Origin of the sequence: Streptomyces sp. NPDC053750 (genome assembly GCF_044544295.1) — a bacterium.
Taxonomy (GTDB): domain Bacteria; phylum Actinomycetota; class Actinomycetes; order Streptomycetales; family Streptomycetaceae; genus Streptomyces.
In genome coordinates, this window is the sequence record NZ_JBITXB010000002.1 from 882427 (window position 1) to 906299 (window position 23873).

At 71.2% G+C, this 23873-nt stretch carries 19 protein-coding genes and 1 pseudogene; 9 read left to right on the forward strand and 11 right to left on the reverse strand.

All coding sequences use genetic code 11. The annotated features are described in order from the left end of the window. The first annotated feature begins 10 nt into the window (after window positions 1-10). The 6 genes and pseudogenes from ACIGO6_RS09385 to ACIGO6_RS09410 form a co-directional block, all read left to right on the forward strand. A complete protein-coding gene (locus ACIGO6_RS09385) occupies window positions 11-1240 on the forward strand; it encodes an oxygenase MpaB family protein (protein WP_399873486.1) in 1230 nt (409 codons plus the stop codon). Window positions 1241-1378: 138 nt separating this feature from the next. Continuing rightward, window positions 1379-2602, forward strand: a complete 1224-nt coding sequence (locus tag ACIGO6_RS09390) for an oxygenase MpaB family protein (RefSeq protein WP_399873488.1) — start codon at window positions 1379-1381, stop codon at window positions 2600-2602. A gap of 237 nt (window positions 2603-2839) precedes the next feature. Continuing rightward, a complete protein-coding gene (locus tag ACIGO6_RS09395) occupies window positions 2840-5179 on the forward strand; it encodes a molybdopterin cofactor-binding domain-containing protein (protein ID WP_399873491.1) in 2340 nt (779 codons plus the stop codon). A 17-nt stretch (window positions 5180-5196) separates the two neighbouring features. Continuing rightward, the gene (locus tag ACIGO6_RS09400) at window positions 5197-5673 is read left to right on the forward strand and encodes a (2Fe-2S)-binding protein (protein WP_399873493.1); all 477 of its coding nucleotides are present in this window, start codon (window positions 5197-5199) and stop codon (window positions 5671-5673) included. Between the two features lie 26 nt (window positions 5674-5699). Further along, on the forward strand, window positions 5700-6755 hold the full coding sequence (locus ACIGO6_RS09405) for a porin PorA family protein (protein ID WP_399873496.1): 1056 nt from the start codon (window positions 5700-5702) through the stop codon (window positions 6753-6755). A gap of 132 nt (window positions 6756-6887) precedes the next feature. Then, a pseudogene (locus ACIGO6_RS09410) lies at window positions 6888-7261 on the forward strand (alpha/beta fold hydrolase); the annotation flags it as partial. A 47-nt stretch (window positions 7262-7308) separates the two neighbouring features. Here ACIGO6_RS09410 and ACIGO6_RS09415 read toward each other — a convergent pair. The 11 genes from ACIGO6_RS09415 to ACIGO6_RS09465 all read right to left on the reverse strand — a co-directional run bounded on the left by ACIGO6_RS09415 (window position 7309) and on the right by ACIGO6_RS09465 (window position 19228). Then, entirely contained in the window at window positions 7309-7551 is a 243-nt protein-coding gene (locus ACIGO6_RS09415; RefSeq protein WP_399873499.1) for a hypothetical protein, read from the reverse strand. Next, window positions 7541-9082, reverse strand: a complete 1542-nt coding sequence (locus ACIGO6_RS09420; protein ID WP_399873501.1) for a diacylglycerol/lipid kinase family protein — start codon at window positions 9080-9082, stop codon at window positions 7541-7543. The genes ACIGO6_RS09415 and ACIGO6_RS09420 overlap by 11 nt, the downstream gene beginning before the upstream one ends. A gap of 34 nt (window positions 9083-9116) precedes the next feature. Beyond that, a complete protein-coding gene (locus ACIGO6_RS09425; protein ID WP_399873502.1) occupies window positions 9117-9557 on the reverse strand; it encodes a hypothetical protein in 441 nt (146 codons plus the stop codon). Between the two features lie 31 nt (window positions 9558-9588). Continuing rightward, window positions 9589-10053, reverse strand: a complete 465-nt coding sequence (locus tag ACIGO6_RS09430; protein ID WP_399873504.1) for an SHOCT domain-containing protein — start codon at window positions 10051-10053, stop codon at window positions 9589-9591. 142 nt (window positions 10054-10195) lie between these two features. Next, window positions 10196-11542, reverse strand: a complete 1347-nt coding sequence (locus tag ACIGO6_RS09435) for a hypothetical protein (protein WP_399873506.1) — start codon at window positions 11540-11542, stop codon at window positions 10196-10198. Between the two features lie 25 nt (window positions 11543-11567). Beyond that, window positions 11568-12224: an HdeD family acid-resistance protein gene (locus tag ACIGO6_RS09440; protein ID WP_399873508.1), complete on the reverse strand. Its 657-nt coding sequence runs from the start codon at window positions 12222-12224 to the stop codon at window positions 11568-11570. A gap of 694 nt (window positions 12225-12918) precedes the next feature. Beyond that, complete coding sequence (locus ACIGO6_RS09445) at window positions 12919-13116, reverse strand: hypothetical protein (RefSeq protein ID WP_399873510.1); 198 nt, start codon at window positions 13114-13116, stop codon at window positions 12919-12921. 162 nt (window positions 13117-13278) lie between these two features. Then, on the reverse strand, window positions 13279-13812 hold the full coding sequence (locus ACIGO6_RS09450; protein ID WP_399873512.1) for a hypothetical protein: 534 nt from the start codon (window positions 13810-13812) through the stop codon (window positions 13279-13281). Window positions 13813-13830: 18 nt separating this feature from the next. Continuing rightward, entirely contained in the window at window positions 13831-15462 is a 1632-nt protein-coding gene (locus ACIGO6_RS09455; RefSeq protein ID WP_399873515.1) for an MFS transporter, read from the reverse strand. A gap of 227 nt (window positions 15463-15689) precedes the next feature. Then, window positions 15690-18368, reverse strand: coding sequence for a LuxR C-terminal-related transcriptional regulator (locus ACIGO6_RS09460; protein ID WP_399873516.1), 2679 nt, complete (start codon window positions 18366-18368; stop codon window positions 15690-15692). A 5-nt stretch (window positions 18369-18373) separates the two neighbouring features. Next, window positions 18374-19228, reverse strand: a complete 855-nt coding sequence (locus tag ACIGO6_RS09465; protein ID WP_399873519.1) for a class II glutamine amidotransferase — start codon at window positions 19226-19228, stop codon at window positions 18374-18376. A 682-nt stretch (window positions 19229-19910) separates the two neighbouring features. Between ACIGO6_RS09465 and dctA the strand changes: the two genes are divergently transcribed. The 3 genes from dctA (at window position 19911) to ACIGO6_RS09480 (ending at window position 23641) form a co-directional block, all read left to right on the forward strand. Then, window positions 19911-21392 (forward strand): C4-dicarboxylate transporter DctA, encoded by a 1482-nt coding sequence (gene dctA / locus ACIGO6_RS09470; protein WP_399873521.1) that lies wholly within the window; start codon window positions 19911-19913, stop codon window positions 21390-21392. Between the two features lie 86 nt (window positions 21393-21478). Then, entirely contained in the window at window positions 21479-22384 is a 906-nt protein-coding gene (locus tag ACIGO6_RS09475) for a LysR family transcriptional regulator (RefSeq protein WP_399873524.1), read from the forward strand. Window positions 22385-22558: 174 nt separating this feature from the next. Beyond that, complete coding sequence (locus tag ACIGO6_RS09480) at window positions 22559-23641, forward strand: tartrate dehydrogenase (protein WP_399873527.1); 1083 nt, start codon at window positions 22559-22561, stop codon at window positions 23639-23641. Window positions 23642-23873 lie beyond the last annotated feature (232 nt).

The window sequence follows — 23873 nt, forward strand, 5'->3', positions numbered from 1 at the left end:
GTTCGAAGCGATGGATGAACTCAGCAGGCGCAGGATGCTGTTGGGGGGCGGCGCCCTGGGGGCCTTCGGAGTGCTGAGCCTCGCGTCGCCGGCCCGTGCGCGGACCCTGTGGACGTGGTCGCCGAGCGGTTCGGTGGCCGGCAGGGGAGCGGGCCTGGACCCGGAATGGGTGTGGGACGAGGAGGTCGACCGACTGGTCGCCGCCGTGATCGACCGCGGCGACGTGCCCAGGGTCAACGAGGCGCTGCGGACATGGACGCGCAATGACCAGCCGCTGCCGCCCGGACTGCCCGGGGACCTGCGCGACTTCATGGAGAGGGCGCGGCAGTTGCCGTCCTGGTCGGACCGGGCCAAGCTCGAGACGGCGGCCGAGTTCAACAAGTCGCGGGGTCTCTACCTCAACCTGCTCAACGGGGTGGGCGGCGGAATGCTGAGCACCGCCATCCCCCGGGAGGCGCGCTCGGTCTACTACTCCAAGGGTGGCGCCGACATGGAGGACCGGGTCGCCAAGACGAGCCTGCTCGGGTTCGCCGTCGGTGATCTGAACGCCTTCCGGCCCGACGGCGACGTCATCGTGCAGGCGGTGAAGACCCGGCTGGTGCACGCGGCGGTGCGGCACCTGCTGCCGCAGTCTCCCGACTGGACCCGCACCAGCGGCGGCCAGACCATCCCCATCAGCCAGCAGGACATGCTGGTGACCTGGCACAGCCTCCCCACCTACGCCATGCGGAAGATGCTCGAGTGGAAGGTGCCCATCACGACGGCGGAATCGGCTGCCTACCTGCACGTGTGGCAGGTCACCGCGCACATGCTCGGCATCCGGGACGAGTACATTCCCGCCAGTTGGGACGCGGCCGAGGCGCAGTCCGAGCAGGTCCTCGATCCGATCCTCGCCCCGACCCGCGAGGGCATCGAGCTGACCGACATCCTGCTGCGGCAACTCGCCGAGCAGACCAGCCCCGGTGGGATCGACCGTCCCCTTGTCAACGCGCTCGCCCGGTACCTCGTCGGTGACCAGGTCGCCGACTGGGACGGCATCCCCCGAGAGCCGTTCTGGGAGAGGGCGATAGCGACTGCCTGGCCGAAGCTGGTCGCCTTCCGGGAGAAGCTGATCCCGCTGCCGCTGGTCCCGCCCCTGGCCTGGACGATCGACGAGGCCGCTCGCCAGTACATCCTGTTCTACCTCACCAAGGGACGGGGCGCGCACATCGAGATCCCCGAGACCAACCGCCCCACCTGAGGCCGTGTCCGGCCCGGGCCCCTGCCGCGGGCGGAAACACGACGGCCCGTCCCGGCTGCGCCCCGCAGCGGGGAAGCGCGTCACGGTCCCTGCGAACCACAGTGCGTACCACCAGGACTCGAGGAGGAGTTCGAAACGATGGACGATCTCAGCAGGCGCAAGATGCTGATCATGGGAGGGGCGCTCGGAGCGCTCGGAGCGGTGGGAGCCGCCTCGCCGGCCCAGGCGCGGTCCCCGTGGACGTGGGCGCCCAGCGGCTCGGTCGCCGGCAAGGGCGCGGGCGTCGACCCCGACTGGGTCTGGGACGAGGAGGCCGACCCCGTCCTCGCCGCCGTGATCGACCGCGGCGACGTGCCCAGAGTGAACGAGGCATTGCGGAAGTGGACGCGCAACGACCAGCCGCTGCCGTCCGGACTGCCCGCGGACCTGCGTGACTTCATGGAGAAGGCGCGGCAGCTGCCGTCCTGGACCGACCCGCGCAAGCTCGCCGCCGCGGCTCAGTTCACCAAGAAGAAGGGGATCTACACCGGCGCCCTGTACGGGCTCGGCAGCGGTCTGATGAGCACGGCCATCCCGCGGGAGGCCCGCGCCGTCTACTACTCCAAGGGCGGTGCGGACATGAAGGACCGCATCGCGAAGACCGCCCGGCTGGGCTACGACGTCGGGGACCTGGACGCCTACCAGCCGCAGGGCGGAATGATCGTCACCGCGGTGAAGACCCGGCTGGTGCACGCGGCGGTGCGGCACCTGCTGCCGCAGTCTCCCGGCTGGACCCGCACCAGCGGCGGTCAGACGATCCCCATCAGCCAGGCCGACATCATGGTCACCTGGCACAGTCTCTCCACGTTTGTCATGAGCAAGCTAAAGACCTGGCGAGTGCCGGTCAGCTCCGTGGAATCGGACGGGTTCCTGCACGTGTGGCAGGTCACCGCGCACATGCTCGGCGTCCTCGACGAGTACATCCCCTCGTCCTGGGACGAGGCCAACGCCCAGTCCCGGCAGGTGCTGGACCCGATCCTGGCCTCCACACCCGAGGGGATCGAGCTGACCGACGTGCTCCTCGACATCGTCGCCGAACTCGACGCCGGTCTCACCCGGCCCCTGATCAACGCCTTCTCCCGGTACACGCTGGGCGACCGGACCGGAGACCTGATCGGGCTGGACCGGGAGCCGTTCTGGCAGCCGCTGATCAGCGCCGCCTGGCCGCTGCTCGTGGCCTTCCGTGAGGGGCTCATCCCGCTGCCCCTGGTCCCGGAGGCGGCCTGGACCGTGGAGGAGGCGCTCCGCAAGTTCGTCCTGCTCTTCCTCTCCGAAGGGCGGCCCATCCACCTCGAGATCCCCGACACCAACCGGCCCTCCTGAGCGCGGCCGCCGCCACCGGTGCGCGGGGTGTGCCGCGACGGCGTACCCCGCGCACCACCGCTGGGGCACTCGCCCCGCCGCCACCGGCCGTGCCGCCCGGCCGACGCCTGAACCCGACGACCACGAACCCGGGGTTGAGACGATGACGACACCGCCCAGTACCCGCACGAGCCGGTCGCACCGCACTCGGGGCGCCGGCGATGCACAGCCGCCGACGCGATCCGTGGGAGGCCGCCGGTGACGGGCGCCGACCACTCACCACGACGGGACCGCCTGCCCCAGCCCTTCGCCAGACGGCGCTTCCTCGGTTACGTGCTGGCCGCGCCCACGCTGACGACCGCGGCCCAACTGGTCCCCGCCCCACGGGCCGGGGCGGCCGACGCTCCCGCACTTTCGGCCCCTTCCCCGCAGATCCCCTCACCCGAGATCACGGAACTGATCGACCTCAACGACGTGATGACGGTGGCCGCCCTGCCGACGTCCGGTCTGATCACGGTCGAGGTGAACACGGACGGCACCATCTCCTTCGCGCTGCCGCGGACCGAGGTGGGGCAGGGCATCACCACGTCGACGGCCATGCTGATCGCGGAGGAACTGGGCGTACCACTCAAGCAGGTGCACATCACCTTGGCCGATGCGCGACCGGAACTCCTGTTCAACCAGCTCACCGGCGGATCCAACACCACCTTCTCGACCTACACCCCGATCCGGGTCGCCGCCGCCGTCGCCAAGAACCGGCTGCTGGAGGCGGCGGCCGCGGACTGGGGCACCACCGCGGCCGCGTTGTCCCTGGAGGCCGGAGTCGTCAAGGGCCCCGGGAACCGGAGCGCCGACATCGGCAGCCTGTCCCGCAAGGCCGCCGGTCCGCGGACCGAGCAGGTCGCCGTGAGGCTCAAACCCCGCGACATGTTCACCGTCATCGGCAAGCCGCACGGCCGCGTCGACGCCCTGGCCGCCGTCACCGGACGCAAGACCTTGACTCTGGACCTGGACGTCCCGGACGCCCTGCCGACCATGGTGTGCCGGCCCCCGACCATCAACGGCAAGGTTGCGTCGGTGTCCAACCTGGACCAGGTCCGCGCCCTGCCCGGCGTCACCGACGTCGTCGTGATCTCGACCGGGGTCGCGGTGCGCGCGGCCACCTTCGGCCGCTGCATCGACGCCGTACGGGCCCTGCGGGTGACCTGGAAGCCGGGCACCGCCGAGGGGAAGTCCGACGCGTCCGTGCTCAAGGCCCTGGAGGCCGCCGAACTGCCGCTCGGCCTGCCGCCGCTGACCCCGAGCGTGGAGGAGAAGTTCACCTTCCACTTCCGCAGCAACAGCGCACTGGAACCGAACGCGGCGATCGCCGACGTCCGCTCCGACCGTGCCGAGATCTGGTCGAGTCTGAAGGCGCCGATCGTCGCGAAGGAGGCGATCGCCGCCAGACTCGGACTCCCGCTGGGCGCGGTGAAGGTACACGTCACCGAGGGCGGCGGTTCCTTCGGGCGCAAGCTCTTCTTCGACGCCGCTCTGGAGGCGGTCGAGGTCTCGCAGAAGATCCGCAAGCCGGTGAAGCTCATGTGGCACCGCGCCGACGACTCGCGCCAGGGGCGGACCCACCCCATGGCCACCTCCCGCGTGCGCATCGCCTACCTCGGCGACACCGTGCTCAGCTACAAGCAACGGCACACCAGCGTCTCCACCGACCTCGGGCACGGCCTCGGCGAGATCTTCACCGCCCTGGCCGCGAAACTCCCGGTGGGCGACATCGGGTTCTCGGAGACCTTCTTCCAGCTCTCGCAGTCGATGCCCTACGACTTCGGCGCCAACAGCCGGCTCCTCAGCGAAACCGACAAGAGCTTCAACACCGGCAGCATGCGCAACGTCTATTCCCCCGACGTCACCTGCGCCCGCGAACTCCTCGTCGACCGCCTCGCCGGCCGGATGGGCAAGGACCCCTACCGGTTCCGGCGCGACTTCCTGCGGGACGACGCCGCACGCGCCGTACTGGACAAGGCCGCCGAGACCGGGAACTGGGGCAGGGCCATGCCGGCCGGTACGGCTCAGGGCATCGCCTTCCACTCCGAGTACCACTCCGCCGCCGCCGTGCTGGTGGAGATCGACTGCCGGCCCGAGACGGTCCGACGCCCCGTCCGCGACGGTGTCGCCGGCCCCCGGGTCACCAAGGCGGTCATCGCCGTCGACGTCGGGCTGGCCGTCAACCCCCGCGGCCTGGAGGCGCAGATGATGGGCTGCCTCATGGACGGGATCGCCCTGACCCTGACCTCCAGCCTGCACCTGCGCGACGGCCACTTCCTCGAGGCCAGTTGGGACAACTACTTCTACACCCGGCAGTGGAACACACCCCCCGAACTGAAGATCATCGTCATGCAGGCCACCGGCGACAGGCCGGGCGGCGCCGGTGAACTCGGCGTGGCACCTTCCATGGCCGCCGTCGCCTGCGCATACGGCCGCGCCACCGGAACCATGCCGACGGCCTTCCCCATCAACCACGGCACGCTCTCCTTCGCGCCGAAACCCACCGTCCCGCCCGTCCCGGCATCACCGATCGACGGCCTCGACCATGTCCGCTGACACAGTGGGGAGTTCCCGTGCCCGAGCACACATTCCGCCTCAACGGCGAGCAGGTCACCGTCGAGGCCGCGGACGACGAACGGCTGCTGTGGGTCCTGCGGGACATCCTCGGCGTCACCGGACCGAAGTACGGCTGCGGGATCAACGTCTGCAAGGCCTGTACGAGTCACCTCAACGGCAAGGCGGCCAACCCGTGCGCCATACCCGTGAGAGACCTGCGGCCCTCCGACGAGGTCACCACCATCGAAGGGCTGCCGGCCACGGTCGGAGCGGACCTGCACCCCATGCAGGAAGCCTGGCTGGACCAGGACGTGGCCCAGTGCGGCTACTGCCAGCCCGGCCAGATCATGGCCGCCGTCGCTCTCGTCCGGCGCGTCGGGGAAGAGGGCCGTTCGATCACCGAGGCCGACCTGGACGGCATCCGCAACATCTGCCGTTGCGGCACCTACCCCCGCATCCGCGAAGCGATCCGAGCCGGCGCCCGCAACATGTGACCAGAGACAGTGAGGGAGGGGACCTCGTGTCCGCTCGTCGATCAACGATCGTGCTCGCCACCGTGGCCGCCGTGCTGGTGGCCGCGGCCGCAGTCGTGCGCTTCGTCGTCGCCCCCGGCGCGACGAAACTGCCCGACGACACCGACCAGAAGGTCCACTACACGGGCCGGGCCACCCTGCTGGACGCCGAAGCCCTGAAGTCCGGGGACACCGCGCACGCGCTCCGTTCCGGCATCCCCGTGACCGTGGAGCGGCACGTACGAGCCGTCTCCACCCACGGCGACACGGCCGTCCTGAAAGACACGCTGACCGTACGGGCGGGCGAGCAGTCCATGCCCAGCTCGAAGACCTACGCCGTGGACAGGGAGACCAGGGAGGGCACGGCGCCACCGTCCTCGACGCCCGTCGAGCCCTCGCGGGGCGCGCTGAGTTCCGCCTTCCCGCCGGACGCGGCCCAGGACGACTCCTACACCTACTACGACTCCACGACCCGCTCGATCGTGCCCGTCCGCTACACGGGATCCGCGCAGCGCGAGGGCCGGGCCGTGAACGTCTACAAGATCACGACCTCCGCGCCCGTCAAGGACCCGGAGACGCTCCGAACGCTGCCGGGCGCCCTGCCGAAGCAGCTCATCACCGGCCTGCATCCCGTCCTGGACCCCGCCGCCCGGGCCCGGTTCACGCCCGCGGCGCTGGCCGCGCTGCCGGACCCCGTCCCCCTCACCTACCTCGGCCGGTCGACGCTGGTCGCCTACATCGACCAGCAGACCGGCATCGCCATCGACCAGACGGTCGACAGGACCATCGTGGCGACCGCCGATGTCGGCGGTGAACCGACGCCGTTGCTGCCGGTGTCCGCCCTGACATTCGAGGTGACGCCCGAGAGCTCGAAGGAACTGGCGGAGAAGGCCTCCTCGGCCGGACTGCTGCTGACCGTGATCACCGTCGCCGCCCCGCTCACCCTGCTGGCCGTCGCAGCCGTCCTCCTCGCGTTCGCCGTCCTCCACGCCCGCCGCCGGCCCACGGCCCCCACGGCCGCGCCGGAGGGGACGCGAAACGCCTCGGCCACCGGTTCGGGCTGAGCGTCACCGCCGCCGGCCGCTGCACCGCCACCCTCCAGCACGCCGGCCGGCTGGCGGTCCCAGAGCGGGTACGCGGCTGTCCTGAACAGGTGCTGCTTGAGCTGGACAGGGTGCTCCCGAAGTCAGGCAAAGGGCCGCGAGGCCGCCTACGTCGACTGGTTTCTGCGTGTCGGCACGCTCGGCGACGGGGTGCGCCCCGCCCTCCGGGACACCTTCGTCCGCGCCTACACCGGCCGCCAGGCGCTGAGCAGCGCGTTCTCGTACTACCGGGCGCTGCCCGAGAGCGCGGTACAGATCGAGCAGGCGGTCGCCACTGCCCGCCTGACGGTGCCGACGATGGCGCTGGGCGCCCGGCCCGTCGGTGCCGCGCTGGAACGCCAGCTCCGCCCGGTCACCGACCATCTCACATCGAAGACTGCGGCCACATCATCCCGCTGCACCGCCCACGCGCCCTGCTCACACTGCTGCGTCCATTCCTGGCCGGTGAGAACGCGAAAGCAGCGTGACCGGGGCAGGGGCCGACATTCGATACCCGCCCTGCTGCAGTCGCCTGTTACGGCACCGCGCGCGGCTTCATCCGCCTCCTGATCGAGGTCATCGACTTCGGCGCGGTCGACGGCTTTCCCGTCACCGACGAGTTGAGCGCCCGGCCCCCGCTCCAGTACGAGCCCATCGACTCCTCGGCCGCTGTGCCTTCATCCGGCCGCCGGTGCCGGGCCTGCGGCAGCTGCGCGGTCCGGACGGAGACGACGAGACGGGCGACGGAGAGGACGGACAGTCGCGGGTCACCGGGCAACCGTGGACTGCCCAGTGGACATGGCCCGTTGGGGATGCGGGAGCAGGCGATGATGTACGGCGGAGGCGATGGTGCGCGGCAGCTTCCGCGTCCTGTCGACCACACTCCCGACACGACCGCCGTGGGTGAGGCCGCGGATGGAGCAGCGGCCCTGGAACTCGCCCGCCGTGAACGGCCGCGCGGTTCCTCCTGGCGGGGCGGCTTGCCGGCCCAGTGCCAGCCGGGCCACCCGCGGCCAGTCGGCCGCCGGCCCCTGCGTCCTCGGCCCACGGGAGCGGCGGCGCGGCACGCGGACCCGCAGGGCTCCGGGGGCGCTGCGGCACACCACGGGACAGGGCAGAACGACGTGCTCCCCGTCGATGCCGACCGGCATCGTGGCGGTGTCGGTCTCGACGGTGACCTCACCGGCGCTGAGCCGGACGAGGCCGCCGGAGCGCGGTCGGCTCGCCAGACGCGCCGCCTGGGCGGTGCTGCCGACCCGCACGCACGCCACACCCAGGAGCCCCGAGTCCAGCCTCTCCCTGCGCCCCGGGTGCGCCATGTCGATGGCGCGTCCGTAGGGGTTGTTGCTGACGAGCAGGGCCTGAAGATTGGTCACCCGCCGCCCGTTGGCCGTCATCCGCAAAGCGGGTGCGTCCTCGCCGGTGAGCAGTCCGGGCAGGGTCTGCCACACCGTACGGGCTTTCGCGCCCCGGTAAGCGGGGTCGTTGACGACGGACGCGTACGTGCCGAACGAGGCGTTGTTGACGAACACGCGGTCCGCGGCGTATCCGAGGTCGACGCGGATCTCCGTACCGCCGGTCAGGGCTTCCAGGGCCGCCACCGGGTCGTCACGGTCGAGACCGAGGTCGAGGGCGAAGTGGTTGCGGGTGCCGGCCGGGATCACCGCGAACGGCACGTCGTGGCGGGCGGCGACGTCGGCGACCAGCGCCTGGGTGCCGTCGCCGCCCGCCACCCCCAGCAGGTCCGCCCCGTCGGCGACGGCCTGCCGGGCCAGCGCGGTGACGTCCTGGCCGGGATCGAGCACGTGCACGCGGCAGCCCGCGGCCCGCGCCTTGTCCGCCAGGCGGAACCGGTCCACCTTGCCGCCGCCGGATCGGCGGTTCATGAGTACCCAGGGACAGTGGGGTGCCGGGGCGACCTGTTCGCAGGAGGACGGAGGAGGAGCGAGGGCCCGGCGTGCCGTGACGACGGCCAGTGCCAGGAGGCCCAGCGACACCAGGGCGGGGCCCAGCAGGCCGGCCGTGGCGTAGAGCGCGAGGACGGTGACCGGCGCGGCCACCGACAGAAATGCTCCGACGACCCGGACGACACCGGTATGTGCCAGGACCCACCACACGCCGACGGCTGCCAGAGTGAGTCCCGCGATGCCGGCCAGGACCCACAGCACGCTGCGAAGACCGGCGGCGATGAGTGGCGCCAGGACGCCGCCCAGCAGGAGCAGCACGGCGACGCGGGCGTGCGCAGCGCTGTGGTCGCCCCGCCCGCCCGCCGCTTGCGGGGCTCTCGGCGTGTCACCTCGTGACCCCACCTGTCGGCCCTTCTTCTCTTCCCCGCCCCTGTCGTTAGCGGCGTTCCCCGGACAGGTCGTACAGATTGCCGCCGCTCTCCACCACGCACAGGGCCCAGATGATGAAGCCCGAGATGGTGATCATGACGACGGACCACACCGGGTAGTACGGCATGGAGAGGAAGTTGGCGATGATCACCAGTCCGGCGATGGCGACGCCGGTGACACGTGCCCATGCCGCTGTCTTGAGCAGCCCGGTGCTGACGGCCATGGCGAGTGCGCCCAGAACGAGGTGGATCCAGCCCCAGGTGGTGAGGTCGAACTCGAAGACGTAGTTGGGCGTGGTGACGAAGACGTCGTCCTCGGCGATGGCCATGATGCCCCGGAAGAGGCTGAGCAGACCGGCGAGGAAGAGCATCACGGCTGCGAAGGCGGTCAGACCGGTCGCCCATTCCTGCCTCGCGGTGGGTGCCGGGCGGGTGTGTGTCGCGGTCATATCGGACCTCGTTTCACGGGATTCGGATGCTTCAGCGGGCGGAGGCGCCGGTGCCCGCCGTGTCGGCGCGTTCTGCCGGGCCGTGACCGGACAGGACCAGTTCCTTGGCCCTGCGGAACTCCTCGTCCGTGATGGCGCCCCGGTCCCGGATTTCGGAGAGCCGGGCCAGTTCGTCGACGCTGCTGGAACCGCCGGCCGCGGTCTTCCTGATGTAGGCGTTGAACTCCTCCTGCTGCGCGCGGGCCTGAGCCGTCTCGCGTCGGCCCATGTTCTTGCCGCGTGCGATCACGTAGACGAACACGCCCAGGAAGGGCAGGAGGATGCAGAACACCAGCCAGCCGGCCTTCGCCCAGCCGTTCAGTCCGTCGTCCCGGAAGATGTCGGTGATGATGCGGAAGAGCAGGATGAACCACATGATCCACAGGAAGATCATCAGCATGGTCCAGAAGGCCCCCAGCAGCGGGTAGTCGTACGCCAGGTAGGTCGGTGCGCTCATGTCCGTCCTCCGTTCCGGGCGTGGCCCGGCCGTCGTTCCGTACCGACGTCAGGGTGGTCACGAAGCTCACCGTCTGGCATCACCCGGCACGGGTGAGTGTGGGCGCCGCGGCCGGTGCCCTGCCCGCAACCGCGGCGCTCGTTCATGAGGCTGCTCGGTGCGTTGACGGACGGGCCGGTCCGGAGGCTGCCGCCAGGATCGCCAGGACGATCAGGGCGGCCGAGGTGATCCCGAGGACGAGCACCACAGTGGCGACCGTGGGGTGATTCCAGAGCAGGAGAGCCAGTGCTCCCGCCGCGATGACGGTGCCGGTCACCCACGTCCGGTGCTTCGCCAGCAGACGTCCCATGGACCCGGTGTCCACACCGCCCCGGCACAGGGCCCGGCCGGTGGCGTCCGTCGCGCGCGCGGCCGTCCCCCGGACGGCACGGGCGGCACGTCCGGGCCCGTACAGGTACGCGGCCAGCACGGCGATCACCGCGACGACGAGCAGCGTGCGGGTGCTGTCGCGCAGGAAACGGACGAACGTGTCGAAGACGGCCGCCGCCGCGTCGGGCGGCAGCGCCGCGGGCGGCACGGAGTCGAGATAGACCCGCCGGAGCACCGCCAGCGCGACGAGGAGCAGTGCCATCATCACGCCGACGCCGGTCGCGGTGGCCATCAGCATCACCCGGTGGGCCGGGGCGGTCCACACCGCGAGCGCGGCGAGGACCACGGTCAGGACGGGCAGCCAGAGGCCGACGATGTCCACCACCCGCATCGCGTCCTGGGCCTTGCCCAGTTGCTCCGTCTCGAACAGGACGATCGTCCGGTCGATGTCCGGAATCGCGGCGGCCTTGTCGAAACCCGCGTCGACGAGCCGTTCGCGCGCCTGGTCGACGACTTGGCCCACGTCCAGCCGCACGGTGCCGTCCTCCGCACGCAGAGCCCCTCGTCCGTCACCGGTGAGCATCTGCACCACCGCGGCGTGCGCCCGCCGATTGGCCTCCTCCCACGCCTGCTGGAAGGCGTCGCTGGTGATCACGCCGCTGACGGCGCGCTCGGCGGCGGACCGTACGGCCTCTCGCAGCGGGGCATCAAGGGACTCGGCACCGTCCACGACTCGGGGTGGCGCCCCGGCGTCACGGAGGGTGTCGGCGAGCGAGTCCGTCACCGCCTTCACGTCCACCTGTGCCACCACGCGGTCGGTGAGCCGGGCGGTCAGGGCGTCCTGCACGGCCGGCTCGGATGCCAGCGGCGCAACGGTCGCCACATACCGGTCGGTGTCGGTGACGGTGTCCTGCACCCAGGCCGCGATGACGGCCAGGGGAGCGAACAACAGGGTCAGCAGAAGGAGGACCGAGGAGCCTGCCACGCGGGCCCGCCGGTGGCGTACCGACGCCTGCCGGCGCAGACGCTCGTACTCCGCTCGCTCACCGGCGGAGAGGGCGGGGGAGCGGTCCGCAGGTCTACCAGAGCCATGCGGACCGGAGGGGGTGGTCGGGGCCATCGTTGCTCCTTCCGCGGATCCGCGGTCAGGCCGTGGCAGTGGGCGTGCCCGACCCCGGGGGCCGCGCCCCGCGGAGCGCGGACCGCCAGCCGAGAGCGACTACCGCCTCGGCCAGACCGAGCAGTACCAGCCACAGGCCGAGAAGCCGGGTCAGGGCACGGGCCGATTCGGCGGGCAGCGCGAGGACGACGATCCCCGCGACGACAACGAGTACCGCCACCCCCATGACGAGGCCGCGGTGCGGCAGGTTCTCGGTGACCAGGGCGGCGTAGAAGGTGAGGATGCCGGACACCAGCCAGACCATGCCGACGATCAGCGAGAGCGCGGCGACGGTCTGCAGCGGGTTGCGCAGGCACAGCACTCCGGCCAGCAGGTACAGCACGGCCAGCAGCAGCCCGGTCAGCCTGTCGTGTCCCTCGCGCGCGAAGACGGCCACGAACCGGAACACACCGGTCAGCAGCAGGTACAGGCCGATGAGGACGGCCAGGACATGCAGGGTCGCCTCCGGCCAGACCAGGACCAGGATGCCCGGCACCAGCGTGGCGAGGGCCGATGCCATGAGCCAGGTCCAGGAACCGCCGAGTCTCGCGAGGACGTGTGCAGGATCGCTCATCGCTCCGGGGACCGTGCTGCCGAACTCTCCCCGGCCGGTGGGATCCGCCGAATCACGCGGCACGGGCATCGCGCCTCCTCCTGGATCGGCCGGACGCCGCCGGACCGCCCGACGGAACGGTCGGTGAGCGCCGGAGTACATCCATGTGTCCGTACCAGGGTCGGGCTCGGCACCGAGGGCCGGGGTCACCCGTCAGGGGTGATCCCGGCCTGCCGTCGGGGCGGTGAGGTGGGATTCGGGAACGGTCGGCCCACTGGGGCCGGACGAGACGAAGAGACGTGAGATGAGCGATACGACCTCGGACGGCAGGGGCCGAGCTTCTTCCGGACCGGCCCCACGCTCCCCCTGGACGAGCGGCTCACGGCCGGCACGTCGCTGCTGCTGGGGTGCGGCCTGGGCGATCGAGGGCCTGGCCGCCAGGAGGAAGGCCCGTGAACGGGCCTCACGTTCTCGCCATGGCAGGTTTCGAGGTGGGGCGACGGCGTGCCGCCCCGATCGACCTGCTGGAGAGCCGGTCCGGCGAGCGTGTCCCGGCACTGGTACCGATCCGCTGCGGCCGCATGCTGGAGTCGCCCCTCTGTGCGGGTCCTGCCTGGCGCGGGCCCACGCCCGCTCGGGCGGACCCCCAGAACGGGGCGGGCCCCAGAACGAACGCGACCCCGAAGCCCTGCGCGCCGCCCGACGCTCCCGCCGGATCACGGCCGCCCCTGTGTGCGGCCGACCAGAGCGCAACGAGCGGGCCGGCGCACACCGTCTGCCGGCGTCACTCGGGAAGCTGCCGCATCTCCAGGACGCGCAGGCCCAGCGACTGGCAGCGGGTCAGCAGCCCGTACAGGTGGGCCTCGTCGATCACCGTGCCGAACAGCACGGTCTGGCCGGACATCACGACGTGTTCCAGTTCCGGGAACGCGTTGACCAGCGTCTCCGACAGGCGTCCCTCGACTCGGAACTCGTAGCGCACAAGTGGTCCTTCCACCGGACGGGCTCGGAACACCGCCCGGGCTCCGGGGCGGACGGTGCTCTCTGTGACGATCGTGCGCCTCGTCGCCTCCGGGCGGCCTCACCCGGTAAAGGTGACTCCGACCGCAGTGCCAGTCGTTTCCGGCGTCAGTGCGTCAGTGCGTCAGTGCGTCAGTGCGATCTTGACGACCACGATCACCATACCGAGCAGCACGTTGACCGTCGCGGTGGTGGCCACCAGCCGTCGTGAGGCACCCGCGCGGTGTGCCGCGGCGACGGACCAGCCCACCTGCCCGGCGACAGCGACGGACAGCGCCAGCCACAGGGCGGCCGGTACGTCCAACCCCAGCAGTGGACTGACAGCGATGGCCGCTGCCGGCGGTACGGCGGCCTTGACGATCGGCCACTCGTCACGGCACACGTGCAGTATTACCCGACGGTCCGGAGGATGCCGGGCGAGGCGCTCGCCGAACAGCTCGGCGTGGACGTGGGCGATCCAGAACACCAGACCGGTGAGCAACAGCAGGAGGACCAGCTCGGCGCGAGGAAAGGAGCCGAGCGAGCCGGCGCCGATGACGACGGAGGCCGCGAGCATGGAGCCGTAGACGCCCCCGGTGTAGTCCGCGTGTGCCCGGTGCTCGGCCCGGCGCTCCCGCGGGTCCGTGACCCGCCCGACCCTGCTCGCATCTTTGGACACCGGGTTCTCCCTCCGAACTCAGCCCGTCGGTCCCGTCGTCCTCGCCGCAGTGGTGCCGGGGGCGGGTTCGGGCAGACGGCCTGCCCGTGCGGTCGGCAGGTGCGTGGTGACCAGGAAACTGGCAAGCGCGACGCCTCCTGTGGCGAGGATCGCCGCTTTCAGCCCGTCCAGCTGGGCGGAGGCGTAGGACTCGGCGACGGCGTCGATCTCGGCCGGTGGCAGTCCGGCCCGCTCGGCCGCGGAACGCACCTGCTCGGTGGAGACGAAGGTGACGCCCGCTTCCAGACGGACCCCGACCTGTTCGCGGGCGGCCGGGGACAGCCGCGGGTCGTCCGCGACCTGGGTGGTGAAGGCGCCCGCCAGCGCGCCGATCAGGATCGAACCGATGAGCGCGGTGCCGAGCGCCGAGCCGAGGTTCTGGGCCGTGAACTGAAGCCCACCGGCCTCGCTGCGCTCGTCCTCGCCGACACCGGACTGGACGATGTTGCCGAGCTGCGAGGCGAGCAGACCGACGCCGACGCCCAGCACGGCCATCGCCCCGGCGAACTGCGCGTCGTCGATGACCGGGTCGATGGTGGCCAGCAGCCACACGACGGCCGCCGCCAGAATCGTCAGGGCCAGCCGCACCACCCTCCGCGGCCCCACCTTGCGCCCCAGCGAGGACCCGCACAGGGAGGTCACCAGCATGGTGGCCGACACCGGCAGCAGGCGCAGCCCCGTCTCGAAGGCGTCGAAGCCCTGCACCACCTGCAGATACAGCGGGATGGCAAAGAACAGACCGAGGAGGATGAGGTTCTGGCTCAGCAGCGTCGTCAGGCCGGCCCGGAGCACCGGCCTGCCCAGCAGAGACAGGTGCACGAGGGGATCGGCTCCCCGGTCCTCCCGGCGCCGCTCCCAGAACCGGAACAGGGCCAGCACCGCCAACCCGGCACCGACGACGAACAGGGTCGGGGAGAAACCGAGGACGGTGAAGGGAGGGTTGCGGGGCTCCAGCCAGCCCCAGGTGCTGCTCTGCAGCACCCCGAGCACGCCCAGCCCCAGCCCGGCGGCGGAAAGCACCGCGCCCACTCCGTCCAGCCGGGGCCGAGGTCCGGTCGGGGTGGGCGTCGCGATCACCCGCCGGCACAGCAGCACGGCCACGACCACCAGGACCTCGCCCGCGAAGACCAGCCGCCAGGTGAGGTACGTGGTCATCCAGCCGCCGAGCAGCGGGCCGACCGCGATCCCGGCTCCGGCGAGGCCGCCGATGACCGCGTAGGCGACGGCGCGGTCCCGTCCGCGGTACGACTCCGCGACCAGGGCGGCCATGGCCGGCAGCACCATGGCCGCCCCGAGCCCCTCGATGACGGACCATCCCAGCGTAAGCACCCACAGGGTGGGCGCCACGGCGGTCACGGCCGACCCGACACCGTAGACGGCCAGCCCCGTGAGGAACATGCGCCGTCTCCCCAGGATGTCCCCGAATCTGCCCCCGATGAGCATGAAAGCGGCCATGACCAGGGCGTACAAGGTGATGACGGCCTGGATGGCGGTGACCTCCGTGTCAAAGTCCTCGACCAACTGGCTGATCGACACGTTCATGACGGAGGTGTCCAGAACCATCAGGAACTGGGCCGTCCCGAGGACCACGAGGGCCCGCCAGTGCTTCACGTCGTCCCACCTCGCCCTGTCGACCCGGTACACCAGGGCGGAGACGCTCCGGCAGCGAAGCGGCCACGCACCGTCGCTCCCGATACCGCGTTCCGGCGTACGCTCCTCCCATCGGACCCGAGTGCGGCGCCGATCGCCTCACCCCCTGCGGGGGAGGTCCGCTCCTCCCCGGGCACGAAACGCTCACCGCGAGCGGGGTCGGACGGCGCGGGCTCCCAGGTGCCCTGTCACAGCTGGCCGAGGTCGCGCGCGCGGTGCACCGCGTCGCTGCGGCGGTTCACCGCCAGCTTCCGGTACGCGCTCTTGAGGTGGGTCTTGACCGTGTTCACCGACACGTACAGATCGGCCGCGATCTCCTCGGTGGTCATCATGCGTGCCAGCCGCCGCAGTACGTCACGCTCGCGTCCGCTCAGCTCCACCGGCACCGGGGGAGCGGACTCGGGTACGGGCCCCAGTGGCTCGCCGTGACCTCGTGGCCGGCCGGACAGGAGCCAGTCCTCGGCGAGTTCGTGCAGCGAGGCCGTGGCCAGCAGCGGTCTGATCCAGTCGCCCGCCTGGAGGAAAGGGCGTCGCAGACGCTCGCGCCGGGCGTCGAGAAGAGCACGTGCGAGGAGCCTGCGTGCGGTGGCGGTGTCTCCCGATTCCTGGGCCGCCCGGGCCTGCACCAGCGCTGCCCCCACGCTCACCGCGGAGCCCGTGCGTCCCTCGGCACGAACGGCACCGAGCAGTTCGGCTGCCGCATGGGGACGCCCCGCGGCGACCTGGATCGCCGCCGCTTCCACGGCGCACACCGGTTGGTCGCCGGAGACGCCGCCGAGAAGCCGCACGGCTTCGTCCGGCCGGCCGTCGGCGAGGCAGGCGGCAGAGCGGACGACTGCCGCATGGCTCTCGGCCCACGGGGACGCCACGGCTGCGGACACGGCCGGCTCCGCCGCCTCGGCGGCGGCGTGCGTGGCACCCTCGTCGAGGAGAAGGCGTGACGCGGCAAGGGCTCGCCCCGCCGTCGGCACCGGGTCGTGCTCCCGCTCCGGGAGCCGGGCCGTCTCGTCGAGCAGGACCCGGGCCCGGTCCAGTTCCTGCCGGTCCACGGCCACCGCGGCCAGTACCAGCCGGCCGAGGCCCGCGCCGGGAGGCCGGGGCAGACCCGCCCGCTCCGCCTCGGACACGGCGGCCAGAGCCCTGCGTTCTGCCCGGCCGAGCCAGCCGTTCAGGTAGTCGATCAGCGCCAGGTGCCCCATCGACTCCGTACGGGGCAGGATGGTGGCGGACCCGCCCCGGGCACCGGCAACACGGGTCAGCACGGCACGCGCGTCGTCGAAGCGTCCGTCCCACAGACGGGCCGATCCCACATGTGTCATCAGCAGGGCGGTCAGTTCCGGGTGCTCGTCCAGCAGGTGGTCCGGCAGGTCCTGGCGCAGTTCCCCGGCCGTCGCGGCGGCCTGCTCGGCCCTGGTGGGGCATCCGGTGAGCCGGCCGGCCAGCGCCTCCAACAACGCGCAGCTCAGCCGGGTCGCCGCCAGGCCCGGGGAGTCCTCGGCGTCGGACAGCTTCTCCTCAGCCCGCCGCAGCTGGTTCAGACCGTGATCGAGGTCGCGTCGGGCCAGTGCGTCGGCCGCCCGTACGAGGTCGCTCGCCGGGCTTCCGGCTTCGGGCCCCATGCCCGCGAAGAGCTGGCCCAGAGCGTCCGAGCGCAGGCCCGTGAAGAGCTCGCCGATCGCGAGGTTGTCGACGAGCGCGCCGGCGGCCAGATCGAAGTCGCCGCCCGCGGCGCCATGGGCGAGCGTCTCCGGGAGGAAGCCGGAACGGCGCAGCCATCGCGCGGCCCGCAGGTGCAGCTCCGGTTCCACACCGGGCATGCGTTCGCGCAGGTGGGCCCGGAGTATCTCCCGGAAGAGCGGGTGCAGCCGGTACCAGGAGTGCCCCAGCCTCTCGATGAACGCGTTCTCCCGGTGCAGCCCGGCCAGGAGGGGTCCGGCGTCGGTTCGCAGCGTCAGGGCGTCGGCCAGCTCCGGGCAGAAGCGGTCCAGGACGCTGACCCGCAGCAGCAGGTCCTGCGTCTCCTCCGTCCTCCCCTTCAGGACCTCGGCCAGCAGGAAGTCCGCGACCGTACTGTGGCCCGCCTCGAACTCCTTCAGGTACTGCTCGGGGTCGGTGCTCTCCCGGGCCGCCAGTGCGGACAGCCGCAGCCCGGCGGCCCATCCCCGAGTCCGGTCCACCAGAGCGGACGCGGCGTGCTCGGGAAGGTGCAGTCCGTGCAGTCGCAGCAGCGCGCCGGCTTCCTCCGGGGTGAAGGACAGTTCGGCGCCGCGGATCTCGGTCAGCTCGTCGGCGGCACGGTAGCGGTGCAGCGGGAGCAGCGGCTCGGTCCGGGTCACGAGGACGAGACGCAGCCCTTGCCCGGCGTGGTGCAGGACGAACTCCAACTGCTCCGCGACCACGGCGGAGGTCATCCGGTCGTACTCGTCGAGAACGAGGACCACGGGACGGTCGAGGGCGTTCAGTTCGGCGGCGAGCGAGGCCAGCAACCCGCGTCCCACGCCGCTCGAGTCCGCAGGGCCCCCGGCGGTGCCGGCCGCCGGCGCCCCGCACACGCGCAGGGACTCGAAGACGTAGGCCCAGAAGACCCCAGGTCGGTGATCTCCGGCCTCGACGGTCAGCCAGGCGACCGGCAGCCGCAGCCCCGCGGCCCAGTCGGCCGTCAGGAGTGTCTTGCCGGCGCCGGCTGAACCGTTGACCACCGTCAGCGGTGTGCGCAGTGCCTCGTTCAGGTGCACGACGAGCCGCTGGCGCCGCAGGAACGTGGCGGGCCGCGAGGGAAGGGCGAACCGTGTGCGCAGGTACGGATCGCCCAGCGGGTCGGTGCCCGCACCGGCCGGTTGCCGGGCCCTGCCGTCGGCCGTGACCACGGACCTCAGCCCCGCAGCCCTGCACCGTCGGCGTACTCGGGCGTGAAGGGGCGGAGTACGCCCCGGCCCGGCTGGACGACGCCGTAACTGCTCTCGGGTACCTCGTTCCAAGCGCCGGGCAGGTCCCCCAGGGGCTCCGACACGACGAGACGGGTCTCGTCGGACAGCTCACGCAGGAACGACACGTCGGGGTGGAGTGCGCGCAGGGCGTCCACCTCGGTGCTGACGTACAGCGATCGCGAGCGGCCCTCGGTGGAGTATCGGAAGGCCCATATGCGCTCGCCGTCACTCACCGCGACGGTCATCTGCAGCGGGTGCCGGATGCCGTGCGCCTCCGCGGTCGTCTCGACCAGGCCCGCCATACGCGCAACCGCACCGGGCGGGTCGTCCGTCAGACCGAAGGTGAGGGCGAGGAAGAACATGACCTCGGAGTCGGTGGAGCCCTCGATATCGGCGTACAGGGCCGGATCGACGACCAGGGCGAGATCACGCCGGAGGCGACGGAACTCGTTGATGACTCCGTTGTGCATCCACAACCAACGACCGCTCCGGAAGGGGTGGCAGTTGCTCTGCTGCACGGCCGTTCCGGTCGAGGCCCTGATGTGCCCGAAGAAGAGCTTCGAGCGGGTGTGGTGGGCGACCTCCCGCAGATTGCGGTTGTTCCAGGCCGGGCCGACATCCCGCAGGACCGCCGGATCGGCCGTTTCCTGTGGGTACCAGCCGATACCGAAGCCATCGCCGTTGGTCGTCTCCACGCCCATGCGGGAGTGCAGGCTCTGGTCGATCAGGGAGTGCTCCGGCTGGAACAGAACCTGGCTGAGGAGGACGGGTGTACCCGAGTAGGCGATCCAGCGGCACATCGTGATGCCCCTTCCGGCGGCGGCGACGGCGCCACTGCGGAGGCCGGCCGTCGGATGCCCCGCGGCCCCGGCGTGTGGCAGGCGTCGTCCCACTGCTGGTACCAGTATCGCTTCCGGCGACCATCCGGGCATGCGGACAGAGGGGATCCGTGGGCCCGTCCCCCGGTAGGCCGGCGCCGGGAGCTCGGCTCTACCGGGCCGGTCATTCCAAAGGGCAGTCGACGACGCCTTCACCGAAGCCGGGGCACCGAAGCGACCGAAGACGGAGTCGCCCTGCCCAAGGTCCGTCAGCAGTCCAGGGAGAACCATGGGCCCCAGGCGTGCGTTCCCGACGCCCGTCCAGCCGTCCGCGACCTGCTGACGGAATGCACGTGCTCATGCGCCGGCACGGCCTTCCGGGCCTCAGCGCACGCAACACCGCCATGATCGACGCAGGCGCCGGTCTCTGGGAGCAGCTCTCGGTTCCAGCGGTGGGCCATGGGCGGCGCTCTCATAGGGTGCGCCTATACAGGGCATCGATTTTTGGTCGTGGACCTCCCCGTGTGTGTCCGGCTTCACTGACCCGTTAGTTAGGGCGGTGCCGGTCGGGTCCGGCGCCGCGGACATCGTCGTCGTGGCCGTCCGCATCGGACCTTCTCGTGGCGCGTCGGTGATGTTCAGCCGTGCCTGGATGGAGGTTGCAATGACGCACACCCCGGACGAAGCCGCGGGCGACACCGGCGTGGTGAAGGCCAAGCCCTGGTACCGACAGCTTTATGTGCAGGTCCTGGTGGCCATCGTCGTCGGTATCGTGCTCGGTTGGCGGTGGCCGGATCTGGGTACCTCGATGGAGCCGATCGGCACGACGTTCGTCACCGCGATGAAGATGCTCATCGGCCCGATCGTGTTCCTGACCATCATCGGCGGTATCGCCGGGGTAGCGGACCTGAAGAAGGTGGGCCGTACGGGAGTCAAGGCGCTCGCCTACTTCCAGATCGGCACCATCGTGGCCATGGCGGCGGGCCTCGTGGCCATCAACCTCTTCCCGCTCGGCGAGGGCGTGCACGCCGACGTGGGCGAGCTGGACACCTCCGGGGACGCCGGCCAGTACATCGAGAAGGGCGAGCACCAGCACTGGTGGGAGTTCTTGACCAACCTGGTCCCGGACAGCTTCTTCGGCGCGTTCGTCGACGGGGACATCCTCCAGGTCATCTTCCTGGCCGTGCTCTTCGGCATCGCGCTGAAGATGGTGGGCAAGGCCGGCGAGCCGATCATCGCGTCCGTCAACCGGCTGACCGAGGTCGTCTTCAAGGTCCTGGCGTTCGTGATGAAGGCGGCCCCGCTGGGCGCCTTCGGGGCGATGGCCTTCGCGATCGGCAAGTTCGGTCTGTCCACCCTGACGAGCCTCGGTTCGCTGATCCTGCTGTTCTACGTCACCTCGATCCTCTTCGTGGTGGTCGTCCTCGGGGCTGTGCTGGCCGCCTACGTGAAGCTCAACATCTTCCAGCTGCTGCGGTACTTCAAGGAGGAGCTGCTGCTGGTGCTCGGCACCTCGACGGCCGAGCCGGCGCTGCCGGGGCTGATGCGCAAGCTGCAGTTCATGGGGGTCGACCGGCCCACCGTCGGCCTCGTGGTGCCGACCGGCTACAGTTTCAATCTGGACGGCGCGGCGATCTACCTCTCCCTGGCCACCCTCTACATCGCCCAGGCCACCGACACCCCGCTGTCGGCGGGCCAGCTGCTCGGCCTGCTCGCTGTGATGCTGCTGACGTCCAAGGGCGCGGCCGGCGTGGCCGGCGGCGGGTTCATCGCCCTGACCGCGACGCTGTCCACCGTCGGCCATGTCCCCGCCGCGGGCATCATGCTCGTCTTCGGCATCGACAAGTTCATGTCCGAGTGCCGGGCCGTCGTCAACTTCTGCGGCAACGCGGTCGCCACCCTGTTCGTCGCACGCTGGGAGAACGGACTGGACCTCGAACGAGCCCGCCGTGTCCTGGCCGGACAGCCCGTGGAGGACCTGCCCGAACCGGAGGCGGTACAGGAGAAGCCCGAACGAGACGGTGTGACGTCGCCGCAGAAGGGACGAGACGCCGCGCGCGTGGAGGAAGGGAGCGCCGATCAGCAGGGCCCGGGGTCACGTCCGGCCGGCGACCTGCCCTCTGCTGTTCCTTCGCGGTCGGTCTGAGAGGCGAACCGGCTTCCCTGCCCGAGCCGGGTCATCGTCCGCCTGCTCGATAGGCTGCCCCTATAACGCAAGGCAGGGGAGGCGGAGTGGACGCCCGGCAGTTGCAGTACTTCCTCGCCATCGTGGAGCACGGCGGTTTCAGCAAGGCCGCCGCCGCGCTCCACGTGGCGCAGCCGTCGTTGTCCCAGGCGATGGCCAACCTGGAGGCGGACCTGGGGGTCTCCCTCTTCCACCGCATGGGCCGCGGCGTGGTCCTGAGCGAGGCAGGCGCCCAGCTCCTGGAGCCGAGCCGCCGCGTCCTGCGCGACCTGGACGCCGTACGGGCGCGGGCGGCCGACCTGGCAGGGCTCGGCCGCGGCACGGTCGAGGTAGCCGCCATGCCCTCACCCGGCATCGAGCCGCTGACCACGCTGATCCACCGGTTCGCCGAACTGCACCCCGCCGTCACCATCAACACCCAGGCGGCCTTCACTCCGGAGGAGACCGTCGACCTGGTCCGCAGCGGCGCCTGCGAGCTGGGGCTGCTGGGGGCCGCCCGGCCGGTGACCGCGTCCGGCATCGACGTCCTGCCGGTGGAGGAACAACCGTTCGTCGTCGTGTCCGCGGCCGACGCGGGCTTCGAGGACGGCGACGTCCTGAGCCCCGAGGACCTGGCCGGGCACAAGCTGATCGCTTCCCGCCCGGGCAGCCTGATGCGGACCATCGTCGACGACATCACCGCCCGCAGCGGAGGCACGGAGATCGTCGCCGTCGTGGACCACCGCACCTCGATCCTGCCGCTGGTGCTCACCGGCGTGGGCGTCGCCGTGCTGCCGGCCGCCTGGACCCGACTGGCCCGCCGCTGTGGACTGGTGGTCGTCTCCCTCGCGCCGACCGCCCACCTCCACGTCGCGATGATCAGCCTGCCCGACCATCTCACCCCTGGTGCGCGGGCCTTCCTCGACCTGGCCCGGGCCCTGGCCGCGCGGCGGGCGCGCGACCCGCAGGCGTGACGGCGCGCTTCTGCCCCTGCACCGATCGGTCATCCCTATGAGTCGTATCGGAAGCACGTCTTGGACGCGCCGTGCCGCCGACCGGTTGACTCGAGAGCACATCGGATCAGCACTCGATCAGCGTTCGCCCCTGCCCGGTTGAGCACGGGCGTCGTCCAAGAACCGGAGGCCCCCGTGCCCGAGACTCGAACCTTCCGTATCGCGGCCATCCCCGCCGACGGCGTCGGTGCCGAGGTCGTCGCGTCAGGACGCGCCGTCCTGGACGCCCTCGCCGACGCCTGTGACGGGGCCTTCGCCTTCGACTGGCAGGAGTTCGACTGGGGCAGCGACTACTACGCCCGCACCGGGAAGATGATGGCCGACGACGGCCTGGAGCAGCTCGAGGACTTCGACGCCCTCTACTTCGGTGCCGTCGGCTGGCCCACCGTCCCCGACCACATCAGCCTGTGGGGCCTGCGCCTGAAGATCTGCCAGAGCTTCGACCAGTGGGCCAACGTCCGCCCGGTCCACTTCCTGCCCGGCATCACCAGCCCCCTGCGCAAGGCCGACGACACCGAACTCGACTGGGTCGTCGTCCGCGAGAACAGCGAGGGCGAATACGCCGGCCTCGGCGGCCGCAACCTCTCCGGCCGCGGGCCCGGAGGCGAAGTCGCCGTCCAGTCGGCCCTGTTCACCGAGGTCGGCTGCGAACGCATCATCCGCTTCGCCTTCGACCTCGCACGCACCCGCACCCGCCGCAAGGTCTCCTCGGTCACCAAGAGCAACGCCCAGCAGTACGGAATGGTCCTGTGGGACGACGTCTTCAAGCGCGTCGCAGCCGACTACCCCGACGTCGAGACCGAGAGTGTCCTGGTCGACGCCATGTCCGCCAAGTTCGTCCTGCACCCCGAGGACCTGTCGGTCGTCGTCGCCTCCAACCTCAACGCCGACATCCTCTCCGACCTCGGCAGCGCCCTGGCCGGCAGCCTCGGCCTCGCGGCCAGCGCCAACCTCAACCCCGAACGCCGCTTCCCCAGCATGTTCGAACCCGTCCACGGCTCCGCCCCGGACATCGCCGGTCAGGGCCTGGCCAACCCCATCGGGGCGGTCGGCAGCGCCGCCCTCATGCTCGACCACTTCGGCCTGCCCGACCAGGCCGCCCGACTGACCAAGGCCATCGAGACCGTCACCGGCGCCGGCATCCTCACCCGCGACGTCGGCGGCACCGCCACCACGGACGACGTCACCAAGGCCCTCATCGACGCTCTGAACAACTGAGACGCCGCTTCGACGGCGACACCCCTGAGCGCCCTGGTCCGCACTCACGTCGCGCCGACGGACCGGGCGGTCGAACCGTGCCGGGCTCCACCGAGGGAGCCCGGCACGGCTGTGTGCCGTGACCCTTCCGGAAAGGGAGCTCATCCGCGTCAACGACGCCTCGCTGAACTCGCCGACCTGTGGGCGGTGGTGGGCGTCGCCGGCCAAGCCCTGGCCGGTGAGTTCGGCGTAG